This window comes from Desulfoprunum benzoelyticum (assembly GCF_014201505.1).
In the GTDB taxonomy this organism is placed as follows: Bacteria; Desulfobacterota; Desulfobulbia; order Desulfobulbales; family Desulfocapsaceae; genus Desulfoprunum; species Desulfoprunum benzoelyticum.
Genome location: NZ_JACHEO010000011.1, coordinates 62,312 through 78,028 on the forward strand (window position 1 = coordinate 62,312; position 15,717 = coordinate 78,028).

General features: G+C 43.2%; 11 protein-coding genes and 1 pseudogene. 11 read left to right on the forward strand and 1 reads right to left on the reverse strand.

The genetic code is table 11. The features are described 5' to 3' along the window. Positions 1–177 precede the first annotated feature (177 nt). Together HNQ81_RS10390 and HNQ81_RS10395 are read left to right on the forward strand one after the other, a co-directional pair. Positions 178–948 carry a ParA family protein gene (locus tag HNQ81_RS10390; protein WP_183351076.1) on the forward strand — a complete coding sequence of 257 codons (771 nt, stop codon included), beginning with the start codon at positions 178–180 and terminating at the stop codon, positions 946–948. After that, positions 938–1,222, forward strand: coding sequence for a hypothetical protein (locus tag HNQ81_RS10395; RefSeq protein ID WP_183351078.1), 285 nt, complete (start codon positions 938–940; stop codon positions 1,220–1,222). Before HNQ81_RS10390 ends, HNQ81_RS10395 begins: the two co-directional genes overlap by 11 nt. 275 nt (positions 1,223–1,497) lie before the next feature. On the opposite strand, the gene HNQ81_RS10400 is transcribed toward HNQ81_RS10395, so the two are convergent. Next, positions 1,498–2,274, reverse strand: coding sequence for an NERD domain-containing protein (locus HNQ81_RS10400; protein ID WP_183351080.1), 777 nt, complete (start codon positions 2,272–2,274; stop codon positions 1,498–1,500). A 119-nt stretch (positions 2,275–2,393) separates the two neighbouring features. On the opposite strand from HNQ81_RS10400, the gene HNQ81_RS10405 reads away from it, so the two are divergent. The 9 genes and pseudogenes from HNQ81_RS10405 to sbcD all read left to right on the forward strand — a co-directional run. After that, the gene (locus HNQ81_RS10405; RefSeq protein WP_183351082.1) at positions 2,394–2,576 is read left to right on the forward strand and encodes a hypothetical protein; all 183 of its coding nucleotides are present in this window, start codon (positions 2,394–2,396) and stop codon (positions 2,574–2,576) included. A gap of 205 nt (positions 2,577–2,781) precedes the next feature. Continuing rightward, complete coding sequence (gene mads1, locus HNQ81_RS10410; protein WP_183351084.1) at positions 2,782–2,973, forward strand: methylation-associated defense system helix-turn-helix domain-containing protein MAD1; 192 nt, start codon at positions 2,782–2,784, stop codon at positions 2,971–2,973. 50 nt (positions 2,974–3,023) lie between these two features. Further along, positions 3,024–6,296 carry a helicase-related protein gene (locus HNQ81_RS10415; RefSeq protein WP_183351086.1) on the forward strand — a complete coding sequence of 1,091 codons (3,273 nt, stop codon included), beginning with the start codon at positions 3,024–3,026 and terminating at the stop codon, positions 6,294–6,296. Beyond that, entirely contained in the window at positions 6,293–6,955 is a 663-nt protein-coding gene (locus tag HNQ81_RS10420) for a DUF4391 domain-containing protein (protein ID WP_183351088.1), read from the forward strand. Before HNQ81_RS10415 ends, HNQ81_RS10420 begins: the two co-directional genes overlap by 4 nt. 32 nt (positions 6,956–6,987) lie before the next feature. After that, positions 6,988–8,970: a DNA methyltransferase gene (locus HNQ81_RS10425; protein ID WP_183351090.1), complete on the forward strand. Its 1,983-nt coding sequence runs from the start codon at positions 6,988–6,990 to the stop codon at positions 8,968–8,970. Continuing rightward, the gene (locus HNQ81_RS10430; protein ID WP_183351091.1) at positions 8,967–10,004 is read left to right on the forward strand and encodes a virulence RhuM family protein; all 1,038 of its coding nucleotides are present in this window, start codon (positions 8,967–8,969) and stop codon (positions 10,002–10,004) included. Before HNQ81_RS10425 ends, HNQ81_RS10430 begins: the two co-directional genes overlap by 4 nt. Next, positions 10,001–13,090 (forward strand): type III restriction-modification system endonuclease, encoded by a 3,090-nt coding sequence (locus HNQ81_RS10435; protein ID WP_183351093.1) that lies wholly within the window; start codon positions 10,001–10,003, stop codon positions 13,088–13,090. Before HNQ81_RS10430 ends, HNQ81_RS10435 begins: the two co-directional genes overlap by 4 nt. Beyond that, complete coding sequence (locus HNQ81_RS10440; RefSeq protein WP_183351095.1) at positions 13,078–15,282, forward strand: ATP-binding protein; 2,205 nt, start codon at positions 13,078–13,080, stop codon at positions 15,280–15,282. Before HNQ81_RS10435 ends, HNQ81_RS10440 begins: the two co-directional genes overlap by 13 nt. Further along, positions 15,279–15,680, forward strand: a pseudogene (gene sbcD / locus HNQ81_RS10445) (exonuclease subunit SbcD); the annotation flags it as partial. The gene HNQ81_RS10440 and the pseudogene sbcD, both read left to right, overlap by 4 nt. Positions 15,681–15,717 lie beyond the last annotated feature (37 nt).

A 15,717-nucleotide genomic window follows, 5' to 3' on the forward strand; every position in this document is an offset into this window, starting at 1 on the left:
CCATTTACCACTACACTAGCCGTCTCCTTCGGGGGACGGCTTTTTTGTTAGCAATGTTTATATCTTTTGTGCTATATAATGGTATGTGTTTTTCTCTACCTTTCAGTACATATATACTAGTATATTTAAATATTACAAAAAAGCTATACAAAATATTCTTTACTACAGGAAAATACGATGAAAATAATTATACTTAACCAGAAAGGTGGTGCGGGAAAATCAACGATTTCCACAAACATGGCCTATTGTCTGGCTATGTCCGGAAAGAAGACGCTTCTTATCGATATGGATCCCCAGGCACACAGCTCTGTTATCTTCTGCCCGGACATTCCCAGAGATCAAACGGTCAATGAGCTGCTCTTAAATAAATCGTTTAAAATTGACAGTGTCATTCGTCAGGCGGTGGCCGGTGAAGATGAAAATCCGGTTGGGAATCTTTTCATTATCCCCTCCAATATCCACCTGGCCATAACTGCCGAACAGATCACGACCAAAATCCACAGGGAAAAGCTTCTCCATAATCATTTGAAGAAGATTGAAAAGGATTTCGACTTCATCATCATCGACTGTCCACCTACAGTTAATGTACTCACGGTCAATGCTATCTATACCTCCGACCTGATTTTGATCCCGACCATTTACGGACGATATTCCCTGGATGGCATCGCCGACCTCTTCAAGTCGATTGAAGATGTGAAAGAGTCCAGCAACTTTAAATATGTGATTTTGAGAAATAGTCGTGACTCCCGTACCAAGCTTTCCAATCTGTACGTCGAAGAACAATTGGCACCCTATAAAGAGAATCTGCTGGAAACAGTGATTCGCAGAAATGAGGCCATCAATCAGGCTCAGATGAACAATGAGCCCGTAATGGTTTTTGACCCAAGATCTTACGGTGCCGAAGATTTCAAACAACTGACCGAGGAAATTCTCAGCTATGGCAACTAAAAAAATCACAGGGCAATCCAAGCTGGCTCAAACAGCTGAGTCGAAAACCGACACCAACGAACGTCTCGATCTGGTGACACCTAGAAAAAAGCCATCATTGAAGGCGTACCGGCTGTATGATGATGATATTGCCAGGCTTAAAGAGATTACCGCGACAATGAATAAAGAGAGCCACCGACACATCAGTGAAACTGCTGCAATTCGCGCTTTGATAGTGTTGGGGACGGGCACTACAGGGGAAAAGCTGTTGAAGGCCCTGCGGGAAACGATATAGAAATGTAGTTTATTTATGCTACATAAAGACGTATCAATTTTGCGAAGATAACGGGGCAAGGATGATAGACAACACCGGGCCGCTTGTTTTCAGGGAGACTTGAACAATTAATGAGAAACCCATAAGAAAAATATGTTTATCTTGAAATATGTTCAATTTATCCCAGATTAGTTGACGACAACGACAAAAAACGAGAAACACAAGAAAAGAAGAAACCGCGTGTAATAAGAAAAGAATAAACAAAGAAATCGACTGCTTGCTGTTCCTCCTTGAAATTAGAGAGCATTCTTGGCGTATCTACATTTTGGAAATCCAGAGCATGCCATGAATTCGTTGCCTTTATTGGTTCCTTTCTTGGCAATTCTCAAAACCAACTCACTGCCACATTTAGGACAGAGGTTGCTATTTTCCTTGTTTTCCAATCTCGATTTGACATTCTTCACATGTTGGCGCTGGGTTTCGAAAGAAGGTGTCAACCTGCCTCCTTCGATTAGCCGGACAATCCTGGACACCTCATCATTAGTCAGCAACACATTTTTTTTGGACTTGATGAAACGTAAATAGCCCCAGGCGTAAGTAACATTTTCAGGCATTTCTGTTTTGAAGGTACTATCACCGACAAAAACGATGAGTGAAAAAACTACGTCTTCGGGTAATCCCAAGCAGGATTGCAATGTCTTTGTATGCTTGTAGTTCTGGTGAAGAGGGTTTTGAAATTTACTGGTGTGCCTGTAAATCTTCTGGGTCCAGGTCTTCTGGCTGGGACTACCGAATATCCAGCCTTTCATGTTTTTTGTTTCAATGACAAAAAGTCCATATTTGGACGCGATGATATGGTCAATCTGAGTGGTTCCATCTTCAGTTGGAAGGGTGACATTTTTGATGAGATGGTAGTCGCTTTTGTTCAGGAATAATTTTGCAGCCAGGTTCACTTGTGCTTCACCAAAGATTCCTTTGAACCAAGGCGATTTGAATAATGCTATGAGAATGAATAAGGGGATAAAATACCAGAAAGAGGTCAGGAAGTTGATGAGTATCGGCGAAAAATCCATTTTTCGTATCACAAAGTAGAGATTGAAAAGCGGTTTAACTATTCAAAAGTAGATAAAATAACACTAAAGCCTACAACGCTATTGGTACTAAATGCAAACGATCTTTGATCCAGCATAATATGGTGGTTGAATACAAGGCTCCCCATCCGTTCAACATCGGCAATAAAAAAGATACCGATCTGGAAGAGTTTGCCACGGTGCTGGCAAGCACGCTGCTGCAAAAAATACTATCATCACGACGTACTCTAGTACGCCGAAATGATGGAAATATTCCGCGTGTCGCATATGAAGTTTTTACGTAGCCATCTGAAATTTGAGGTTTTTGCAAGTCCATCAATCCTGTAAAAGTAGTCGAATCAAGGAATTATCTTGCTACTTTTAGCTAATCTATATAGTTTAAACCCTGTTTAACCTAATCTGGCCGGATAGTGCATACATGGTTACGCCGTGGTAAAGCATCCAGACATGCTTGTTAGGCCGGTTCTCAAGAGAATGATGGAGTCGAAGATGGAAGACAGGTGGTTATCTGTTGACGAAATTGGCGAATATCTCGGTATTAAAAGAGATACGGTCTACAAGTGGATTAGTGAAAAAGGTATGCCAGCCCACAAGGTTGGTCGCTTATGGAAATTCAAAAAAGACGAAGTTGACGGGTGGGTACGCAAAGGAAGTGCTGACTTGTCTGGAGACAGCAACTGAACAAATGGGCAGAATATATTGAATTAAAATAAGATAGGCGGCAAGAAACCATGCAAATCCTGGACAATATCAATACCCTTTGGGGCGATGATCTGAAAAAGACTGTCAAGCCGGGTGCCAAACTGAAAATTGCAGCCTCTTGTTTTTCCATATACGCCTATGAAGCACTGAAAAAAGAGCTGGAGCAAATTGAATCGCTTGAGTTTATCTTCACGGCTCAAGCTTTTGTCCCCAATGAGGTTACCGACAAAGTCTCGCGTGAAAGAAGGGAGTTTCATATTCCTAAACAACAACGTGAAAGAAGTCTATATGGCAGTGAGTTCGAGATTCAACTGAAAAATAAGCTCACCCAAAGAGCAATCGCCAGGGAATGTGCAGACTGGATTCGACGTAAAGCAAGTTTTCGTTCAAATGTTACCAAAGCACCTATGCAGCAGTTTGCCTGCGTAAACAAAAGAGATAATGACTCTGCATATATGCCTTTGCATGGCTTTACAGCGGTTGATCTTGGATATCAGCAAGGGGATGCGGTTTCCAACTTTATAACCAAGTTTGAGGATGCTCCCTCCACTCAGACCTGGTTAAACCTCTTCACCCAGATTTGGGACGATGATACGAAGCTCAAAGATGTAACTGATACGATCTGTTCCCATATCGAATCGGTCTATCAGGAAAATTCTCCGGAAAAAATTTATTTCCTGATGCTGTACAACATATTCAACGAGTTTCTCGAAGATTTAAACGAGGATGTTCTGCCCAATGACCTCACTGGTTATAAAAACAGCGTAGTGTGGAATAAGCTCTTCAACTTTCAACGAGATGCCGCCACGGGCATTATTAACAAACTTGAAAGCTATAACGGCTGCATCCTTGCTGATAGTGTCGGTCTGGGTAAAACATTCACCGCGCTTGCCGTTATCAAGTATTATGAACTCCGTAATCGCTCTGTCCTGGTTCTTTGCCCAAAGAAACTGGCTGACAACTGGCTCAACTATAATCGGAACCTGAAAACCAATATTTTCGTTAAAGACCGTTTAAATTACGATGTCCTTTGTCATACAGACCTCCAGAGAACGAGTGGTGAGTCCTACGGTACCCCGCTAAATAAAATTAACTGGGGAAATTACGACCTTGTCGTTATTGATGAGTCGCATAATTTTCGAAACAATGACGCTTATAAGGACAAGGAAACCAGGTACCAAAAGTTGATGAACACCGTGATACGGGATGGTGTGAAAACGAAGGTTTTAATGCTTTCAGCGACACCCGTAAACAATCGGTTTAATGACCTCCGCAACCAGCTGGCACTCGCCTATGAAGGAGAATCGCAAAACCTCAGTACAAAATTACGCACCGAAAAAAGTGTCGAAGAGATATTCAGGCATGCCCAGACCGTTTTTAACTGGTGGTCAAAGTTGCCGGTCGAAGAACGAACAGCCCAGGCAATTCTGAATGCTCTCGACTTTGATTTTTTCGAGCTCCTCGACAGTGTAACGATTGCACGGTCACGAAAGCATATTGAAACCTTTTACGACACAACCGATATCGGGAAATTTCCGGTGAGAAGAAAGCCTCTCTCATTTCGTTGTCCATTAACCATGCGCGGAGATGTCATAGGTTTCAATGAAATCTACAAGAAGCTTTCTCTCTTAAAATTATCCGTTTATGCCCCGGTCAGCTACATTCTCCCAAGCCGCTTGAGGAAATATGAAGAGCTTTATGATACAGCGGTTGAAGGTGGCAAAGGAAAGTTGCGGCAGGCAGACCGTGAGAAAAGCCTGCAGTCCCTTATGACCACCAATCTATTGAAGCGCCTGGAAAGTTCAGTGGAGTCATTCCGGCTAACCTTGGGCTCTTTGGAAAAGAACCACCTGCGTATGCTCTCTCAAATAGAGCAATTCAGACAGTCCGGAGCAAACGTTTCCATCCATGATCTGGCAGACTCTCTTGGCGAACTCGAAGCGGAAGATGACGATCTGACCGGCCTGGGAGACTTTATGATTGGTGGCAAGGTACAGGTGAGTCTGGCAGATATGGACTTACCCTCATGGGAGTATGACCTGAAAGCTGATCTTGCCATTATCACCGAACTACTCAACGAAATGAGAAAGGTGGGGCCGAACGACGATTCAAAGCTGCAGCATCTCAAAAAGCATGTTGTCGATAAGATCAATACTCCTATCAACCATGGGAACAAAAAAATCGTTATATTTACCGCCTTTGCAGATACGGCAAACTACCTCTACGATAATCTGACTGGTGATCTCCTTGAAATGGGTGTCCACACCGGCAGAGTGACCGGCAAGGATGCCCCAAAGACCACCTTGAAAAGGGGTTTTGACTTTCAATCAATACTCACACTATTTTCTCCGATCTCCAAAGAAAAGGCGTTGATACTCCCTGGAGAGCAGGGTGAAATCGATGTGCTCATTGGTACTGACTGCATCTCAGAAGGCCAGAACCTGCAGGATTGTGATTATCTCATCAATTACGACATTCACTGGAACCCTGTTCGAATTATTCAGCGTTTTGGCCGGATTGATCGAATCGGTTCTACCAATGAAACCATTCAGCTTGTCAATTACTGGCCGGATATCTCGCTTGATGAATATATCAATCTTAAGGAGCGTGTGGAAAACCGGATGATCATTGCCGATGTTACTGCAACAGGTGATGACAATGTGCTCTCAGCTCAGGCAAACGATGTGAGTTACCGGAAAGAACAGCTCAGACGCCTTCAGGATGAGGTGATAGAGCTTGAAGATATGAAAACCGGTGTCAATATCACCGACCTGGGGTTGAACGATTTCAGGATGGATTTGCTGAATTATATCAAGAGTAATGGCGAGTTAAGCCATTTGCCCCATGGCCTTCATGCAATTATTCCCGCCAATAAAGACATTGGGTTAACACCGGGCGTAATCTTTACACTCCGCAATAGAAACTCCGGCGTTAATATCAATCAGCATAACCGACTACATCCATACTATCTCATTTATATCAGCGATAATGGTCAAGTGATTGCTGATCATACCCAGGTCAAATCCCTCCTGGATTTAGTGCGAACCAGTTGTAAAGGGTTGGCAACACCTCTTCAGGAGCTGTGCAGAAAATTCAATAGTGTCACGAGAGATGGCCGCGATATGGACCAGTACTCAGATCTGCTGGGAAAGGCTATCCGGTCGATGATTGAGGTAAAAGAAGACGAGGATATTGACAGCCTCTTTACTGGCAGAAGCACTACCGCACTGGTTGATACGATTACCGGGCTTGATGACTTTGAGCTGATTTCCTTCCTCGTTGTAAGAGAGGAAGTACCATGAACGCCTTGTACAGCTTTCCCAAAGCAGCTGCATTCGGACGAATGGTTGCCAAAGGAAAGATCTACGAACACACTACGCCAACAAAGAAGGTAAAGGAGCAGTTTATCACCCAGATAGAAAAAATCACCTGGGCCTATAAACTGTCTCCTGCAACAATAAACCTGCCGGCAAGTGCAGGTGTGGAAGAAATTCAGGTTTTTTCTGTTAGGCTGAGAACCGGTGAGTTGGCACATGAAGTTTTACTGACTATCGATAAGGCCATTCCTTCGCCTATTCTGTTTGAGCTGCAGTTTAACGGCAAAACCCGGTATGTGGGAGCATATAAGCGACCGAATGAAGCAGATAAAAACAAATGGGTTGTCAGCAGTTACTTTCAATCAACCTGGATGGACGATGATATTGAGAGAGTAAATCTTCCGGTTGTTCTCTATATGGGAGCATTGTATCAGGCTTTGTTAACGGCGATGAGCCCGCTCAAACTCAGGGAGGACGAAACCCTTAGTAACCTGGTTGCAAGAGTTGATCTTTTGCGAACAAAAGAGCGGGATGCACAACAGCTTGAAAAGCGGATGAAAATTGAAAAACAGTTCAATCGGCGTGTTGAAATGAACAGAGCGCTTAATGAACTGAAAAAAGAAATTGAGAATCTGAAAGACTGATAGATTTCAGCATGAAACTGAGGAGTTAAAAGGTGGAAAAGTTAAAGATGCACAGCCCGAATTTTACCGAAGAGAATATTGTAAAGCTTGCTGCTTTGTTTCCGGGATGTGTCACCGAGTCAACGGACGAAGATGGGAACCTGAAACAATCCATTGATTTTGACCAACTCAGACAGGAACTCTCAACACATATTGTGGAAGGTCCTCAAGAGCGCTACCATCTGAACTGGCCAGGAAAAAGGGAAGCACTGCTTACGGCTAATGCACCAATCGCCAAGACTCTTCGTCCTTGCCGTGAAGAGAGTGTCGATTTTGATAGTACCGAAAACTTGTTTATTGAAGGTGATAATCTTGATGCCCTGAAACTCCTGCAGGAGACTTATCTAGGCAAGGTGAAGATGATTTATATCGATCCGCCGTATAATACGGGAAAGGACTTTATCTATGCTGATGATTTTGCAGAAAATACTGAAGACTTTTTAAAACGTTCAAATCAAAAAGATGAGGAAGGTAATCGTCTTATTGCCAATACAGAATCAAATGGCAGATTTCATTCAGATTGGCTTTCACTAATGTTTTCGCGGTTAAAGCTAGCAAGAAATTTATTGAGTGATGATGGGGTGATTTTCATTAGTATCGATGATGATGAAGTTACCAATACATGTAAACTATGCAATGAGATATTTGGTGAACATAATTATCTTGCAACGTTAGTGTGGGATCGAAACAGAAAAAATGATGCTAAGTATTTTTCTGTTGGTCATGAGTATATGGTGTGCTATTTCAAGGATGCAGCATACATTCAAAACGATGGTATCATTTTTCGAGCTCCGAAGGAAGGAGTGGATGAAGTCCGAGATTTGTTCAATAGCTTACGAAAAAAATATGGGGATGATTGGGCGAGTATTACAGATAAAATATTAGAGTATTATGCCACCATTCCAGATGAAGATCCAAGAACACCCATTAAAAGATTTCGCAAAGTTGATGAACTAGGACCTTATCGAGATGATGGGAATATTAATTGGCCCGGGGGTGGAGGACCTCGCTATGAGGTCTTGCATCCTTTTACCAAAAGAGCATGTAAACTACCCAAAAGTGGTTGGCGTTATCCAACACCAAGTCGATTTTGGGAGGAGGTTGATAAAGGGCGAATTGTATTTGGAGATGATGAAACAACTGTTCCCAGGGTAAGGACTAATCTTTTTGATAACAAAGATCAGGTGATGAAAAGTGTTCATTATAGCTATGCTCAAACGGCCACAAATCAGTTCCTAGAGATATTCGATGGTGTCAGAGTTTTTGATAATCCAAAGGCTATATCCGATCTTGTTCAAATAATACGATATGTATCCGAGCCAGCTGATTTAATAATAGACTTTTTTGCCGGATCTGCAACCACTGCCCATGCAGTAATGCAGTTAAATGCTGAAGACGGAGGTAAACGGAAATTCATTATGGTGCAGCTACCTGAAGAATGCGATGAAAAGTCAGAAGCCTTCAAAGCAGGGTACAAAACCATCACTGAAATAGGTAAAGAACGTATTCGCCGAGCCGGTAAGAAAATCAAAAGTGAAAGTCCTATAACTACTCAGGAGCTTGATGTCGGTTTCCGTGTCCTCAAAGTTGACACGAGTAATATGGCAGACATCTATTACACTCCCGATGCAGTCGAACAAAAACAGTTAAGCCTACTAACCGATAACATCAAAGCCGATCGAAGCTCAGAAGACCTGCTATTCCAGGTTCTGTTGGACTGGGGTGTTGATCTGACTCTCCCAATTACCAAAGAGACCATCGAAAATCGTGAAGTGTTCTTTGTCGATAACAATGCACTAGCCGCCTGCTTTGTTAAGAACGGTCAGATTACGGAAGGTTTCTGCAAAGAACTCACCAAGCGTCAACCCCTCCGGGTGGTGTTCCGCGATTCAGGATTTAAAGATGACAGCGTGAAAATCAATGTCGAGCAGATCTTCAAACTGATGTCACCCCATACCGAGGTGAAGTGCATATGAGTAGCCTTGACAACAATGGAAAAGGTGAAATTCTGGTCTATCAGACAGAGGGAGGCCAGGTAAAGCTCGATGTACGCCTACAGGAGGAAACCGTCTGGCTGACCCAGCCTCTTATGGCGGAGCTTTTCCAAACAACCCAGCAAAACATCAGTCAGCATATTTTAAATATTTACGAGGAAGGAGAGCTGTCAGAAGAGGCAACTCACAAGAAATTCTTGTCGGTTCGTCAAGAGGGCAAGCGACAGGTCCAGCGTAATCTGGATTTCTACAACCTCGACATGATTATTTCCGTCGGCTATCGGGTGAAAAGTAGTGTTGCCACCCGGTTTCGCATTTGGGCAACCCAGAAGCTGACTGAATTTATACGCAAAGGCTTTGTTCTCGATGACGAGCGTTTAAAAGAACCGGAGGGTGGTCGTTATTTTGAAGAGTTGCTGGCCCGAATCCGGGATATTCGCAGCTCGGAAAAAATCTTCTGGCGTAAAGTGCTGGATATATATGCCACCAGTATCGATTACGATCCGAAGTCAGAAACGTCCAAACTATTCTTCAAACAAGTACAGAACAAGATGCACTGGGCAGCCCATGGACATACCGCTGCAGAGCTTATTTATCAACGGGCTGATGCTGAACAACCTCATATGGGTGTTACCAATTATCCAGGTTCCAAACTTCTCAAGCGCGATGTGGAAGTAGCCAAGAACTACCTGGCGGAAGATGAACTGAACATCCTCAACCGGATTGTGACCGCGTATCTTGAAATGGCGGAACTCCAGGCACTGAACCGTAACCCCATGACAATGCTGGATTGGACCGAGCGCCTGCATCAATTTCTGACCATGACCGGTCGGGAGCTGTTGACCCATGCAGGAACAATCAGCCACGAATCAGCTATGGTGAAGGCACATGAAGAGTACGAGAAGTTTCGCCTGAAACAACTGGAAGAACCGACGGAAGTGGAAAAGCATTTCATCGAAGTAGAGCAGGAAATGAAGCAGATCGAAGTCACGAAGAAGAAAGGGGGCTGTGAATGAAGCTGAAATTTAAAAAACAAGCCTATCAGACTCGCGCTGTTGAATCGGTAGTGGATTGTTTTAAAGGCCAGCCCAATATGGCAGGTATAAGCTACCGTATTGATCCGGGAGTAGCAAAAGCCGACTCACGCGGCTATCGGCCTACACATATGTTTGAAGGGTCCGGTTTTAAGAATAGTGACCTTGCCCTGACCGAACAACAGGTTCTTGAAAATATCCAGCAGATTCAACGACTCCAAAATCTCCCGCAGTCAACGAGCTTGGTGAAAACCAAAGTCTCTCCTGTGAACCTTGATGTCGAGATGGAAACCGGGACCGGTAAAACCTATTGCTACATCAAAACCATCTTTGAGATGAACAAGCAATTCGGCTGGACCAAGTTTATCATTGTGGTCCCGAGTATTGCCATCCGAGAAGGTGTGTATAAATCATTGGAGATTACGGCGGAGCATTTCCAGGAGACCTACCATAAAAAAGTCAAGTATTTCATCTATAACTCCAAACAGCTTCACAACCTTGAGAGTTTTTCGTCTGATGCCGGAATAAATGTCATGGTGATCAATGTTCAGGCATTCAACGCTCGCGGAAAAGATGCAAGGCGTATATACGAAGAGCTTGATGACTTCCAGAGCCGCCGTCCAATCGATGTGATCAAAGCCAATCGGCCTATTTTGATTCTGGATGAACCTCAAAAGATGGAAGGCGCAAAAACCCTGGACTCCCTCAAGGAATTTAATCCACTGTTTATCCTGCGCTATTCTGCAACCCATAAGACGCAGCATAACAAGGTACACCGGCTTGATGCCTTGGATGCATACAACCAAAAATTGGTAAAGAAGATTGCCGTGCGGGGGATCTCTGTTAAAGGGCTCTCCGGTACTAATGCCTATCTTTATCTTGAATCGATCGAAGTTTCCACACAGACTCCTGTTGCTCGAATTGAGATCGAGACCAGGCAATCAAGCGGAATAAAGCGAATAATTCGGAAGCTCAAGAAAGGAGATAATCTCTATGACCTCTCTGGTGAGCTGGACCAGTACAAAGGTTTTGTAATTGCAGATATCAACGCTATCACCGACACGGTCGAGTTTACCAACGGCCACCAGTTACAGGCTGGAGAGGCAACTGGGGATGTAAATGAAACGACCTTGCGACGGATTCAAATCCGCGAGGCAATTAGAGCGCATTTTGAGAAAGAACAGGTGCTTTACCAGCAGGGTCTCAAAGTGCTTACCCTGTTTTTCATTGATGAAGTGGCAAAATACCGTGTGTACACCGATGCTGGTGAAGCAGGTGGAGAGTATGCCAAGATTTTTGAAGAGGAATACACGGATATCCTGAGAGGGATCAAGCAGGATCTGTTCATGCATGAAGGGTACAAAAAGTATCTGGATGGTATCTCTGTTAACCGCACTCATAACGGATATTTCTCAATTGATAAAAAAAGCAAACGGATGGTTGATCCAGTCACCGGTAAAAAATCTACTGAAACCGATGATGTAGATGCCTATGACTTGATTTTAAAGGACAAAGAGCGTTTGCTCTCTTTTGCAGAGCCGACCAGATTCATTTTCTCCCATTCAGCTCTTCGGGAAGGTTGGGATAATCCTAATGTCTTTGTGATATGTACCTTGAAACACAGTGACAACAGCATCTCCCGCAGGCAAGAGGTCGGGCGCGGACTCCGTATTGCCGTCAATCAACTGGGTGACAGGCAGGATGATCCGGCAACAGTACACCAGACCAATGTCCTCACTGTTGTTGCCAGTGAAAGTTACCGAGATTTTGTTACCGCACTTCAGAAGGATATCAGCGAATCCCTTTCTGAACGCCCACGTGTCGCCGATGTGAAATATTTTTCTGGGAAGATTTTGCAGACCTCTTCCGGCGTTGTAGAAGTTACGCAGGAAATGGCAGAAGGGATAGAATTCTACCTTATTCAAAACGGCTATGTGGACCGAAAGAGAAACATTGCTGAAAAGTTTCACGAAGCAGTTAATAACGACAACCTTGCAGACCTGCCGGAAGATTTAACACCGTATAAAGAACAGATCTTTCAACTCATCGAAAGTGTCTATAGCGATGCACAGTTGCCTGAGATTGAGAATGATCGAGGTGCCAAAACAAACCCTTTAAATGCCAACTTTGAGAAGAGGGAATTCAAGGAGCTGTGGAACAGAATAAATCGTAAGGCAGCATACAGTGTTCATTTTGACAGTGCAGAGCTTGTCGAAAAATGCATCCAGACTTTGAATATGCAACTCAGGGTAAGCCCGCTGCAATTTACCATTCAACGGGGAGAACAGGCAGATGGAATCAGTTATGATCAAATGAAATCAGGTGATAGCTTTGAGGTGAGAGAAACATCTACTGAATACAACGGCCATTCTGTCCATTCAGCTGTGAAATATGATCTCATTGGTAAAGTCGCTGAAAATGTCCAACTGACCAGGAGAACTGTCACTGAAATCCTGGCGGGTCTTGAAAAGCCAGTGTTTGCTCAATTTAGAACCAATCCTGAAAATTTCATCTCAGAAGCTTCACGACTGATTCAAGAACAAAAAGCCACCGTTATCATTGAGCACTTAACCTACGATGCGATTACTGAAACCCACGATATAGACATCTTTACGGATAGTCAGAGTAAGCAGGATTTCAGCAAAGCTGGAGACCCACTGAAACGACATATCTATGATTATGTCATCACTGACTCGAAAACAGAGCGCACCTTCGTACAGGAACTTGATACCAGCTCGGAAGTGGTTGTCTATGCCAAACTGCCCAAGGGTTTTTCCATTCCAACGCCGGTAGGGAGCTATAACCCTGACTGGGCCATCTCTTTTAAAGAAGGAATGGTCAAGCATGTCTATTTCGTTGCTGAAACAAAGGGTTCCATGTCCACGATGGAACTGAGAGAAATTGAAAAAACCAAAATCGAGTGCGCGCGGAAATTTTTTGATGAGATAAACCGTAAGATCAATCCGGAAAATGTGAAATATGATGTGGTCAATAGCTACGGCAAGCTTATGGAAATTGTGGCTGCTGAGGCAATCTCTGAGGATGGGAGCGAGAAATGGACCAATTAAAGATTAAACTTCAGAACTGTTATGGTATCCAGTCATTGGATCATGAATTTAATTTCAGTATTGGTTCTAATCCAGCAAAACCGCTGGCAAAAGCCTATGCGATCTACGCTCCCAATGGTCTGATGAAATCTTCTTTAGCTAAGACCTTCGATGCACTCTCTAAAGGAGAAGTACCAAAAGAAGAGCGTTATCAACGCACCTCAACGTATCTTGTCGAGTCGGACGGAGTTACTGTCGCAGAGAAAGCTATCTATGTCCTCAAGGCCGAAATCGACATAAGCGCCGATACTCCAGCCATAACTGATATACTTGTTAATCCTGAAAATAAGGCCAGATACGATGAGCTGCTTGTTGAACTCGACAAACTAAAAAACAAGCTCATCAACTCACTTCAGAAAGTTTCGAAAGTCAAGAAAGGCGACATCGAAAAGATAGTTATTAATGACTGGAGCGATACCGATTTTCCTGCTTGCATTCAGAAAATTAAAGCAGCCTCTATTGAGGATGATTTAAGTTGTTATGAATACGCGACTATTTTCGACCCTAAAGCTATCGAAGTTCTGAAAAGTCAGGAATTTATAGCTAAGGCGAGTGAATTCAATGAACGTTATCAAAAGCTTTTTGATCAGGCTGGAACGATTTACAAAAAGGGTGTATTCAATCCCACAAAGGCAGAAACATCATTTGGGACATTAGAAAAACAAGGCTTCTTCGCAGGTGGTCACCGCATTCATTTTCGAGGAGAAACAACTTCGATCGACAAGACAGAGCTGGATCAAAAACTCCAGGCTATTCATGCAAGCATTGACGGTGATGAAACATTAAAAAAACTGCGCGCCAGCTTAGCAAAGAACGCACAGACCCAAGCGTTGACCGACCTTATAGAAGGCCTTTCTTCAACCCAGGTCGAATTTTTGCTTGAAAAACTCAAACCAGAAAACCAGGCCAAATTCCGAAAGGAACTTTGGGCATATTACATTAAGGACAACACAGACGCTAAAGCTTATCTGGAATCGTATGGCACAAGTAAAGACGAAATCAACCTCATTGAGGCTGCTGCCGCGCAAGTCGCACCGAGATGGACTAGGGCAGTTGAGCTCTTCAATGATCGTTTCGTTGATATGCCATTTACGCTTTCTGTTGCCAATCAAACTCAAGCTGCCCTCGGCAAAGAGAAAGCCAGGCTGAAGTTCATGTTCAGCGACGGAAATGACAGTGTCGAATGGTCACGATCTGAGATCAAAACCTTAAGCCAAGGCGAAAAGAGAGCTCTCTACCTGCTCAATTTCATTTTCGAAGTAGAAGCCCGGATAATTGCAAATCAAGAAACACTTTTCATTATTGATGATGTCGCCGATTCCTTTGATTATAAAAACAAGCATGCCATCGTCCAGTATTTGAAAGACCTTGGTAATTCAGAACTCTTTCATCAAATAATTCTTACCCATAATTTTGATTTCTTCCGGTCTCTCGTAAATAGTTTTGTTGCATATAGTAGATGCCTAATGGCGAACAAGAGCGCTGATTCCATTGCTCTTGAAAAAACAGAAGGCATAAAAAATTACTTCATAGGTAAATGGAAGAACAATGTGGTCAATGACGATTGCATTCTTTGCGCCACTATTCCTTTTACGAGAAACCTTATTGAATACACCAAAGGTGAGCAAGATGCAGACTACTTGACACTCACCAGCTTACTGCATTGGAAAAATGATACAGAACAAATCACTGTTGGCAATTATCTGGAAATTTACAATCGACTTTTTGGAACAGGCCATGATATCAACAACACTCAGGCGATAAACTCACTTCTCTTCTCCAAAGCTGAGGAAATTTGCGCCCTTGGTGAACATGAAGGCTTGAATCTGGAAGACAAAGTTTTGCTTTCTATGGCTATACGCCTGCAATCCGAAATATTTGTAACTAACAAACTTCGGACACTAAAAAACGATGAAAACTACTGGTGCCAAACAAAAAATCAGTTTGGCTCCCTCATGAAAGAGTACACAACTTTGGCACCTTCCGCGCCTGAGATACGCGTCTTAGAGAAGGTAAGTATTACTGTCAGCTCAAACATCCACCTCAATTCATTCATGTATGAGCCGATACTGGATTTGACCATTGAACATCTCATTGATCTTTATGAAAAAGTTAAAGGTTTAGGTGTACAGGCGACCAACGGGGGCTTATGAGAATTCTTCACACCTCAGACTGGCATCTAGGACGCTCTCTTTATGGCCGGAAGTGTTATGAAGAGTTTTCAGCGTTCCTTGATTGGTTGAGTGAAACTATTCAGAAAAAAGAAGTCGATGCATTACTGATTGCTGGAGATGTTTTCGATACAAGCACTCCAAGCAATAAAGCCCAAGAGCTTTATTATCGATTTCTTTGCCGGAACATCATTGTCAGCGGGGGAAACCACGATTCCCCCTCATTTCTTAATGCTCCAAAAGAACTGCTGTGTGCACTCAATGTTTTTGTGGTTTGGGCAATGACAGAGAATATGGAAGACGAAGTTATTGTTCTTCATGATTGCAATCAACTTACCCTAGCCATTATCTGTGCAGTACCGTATCTCAGGGACAAGGATAGCGCTGATTTATCCAAAGCAGCAATGGCTGCAAGAA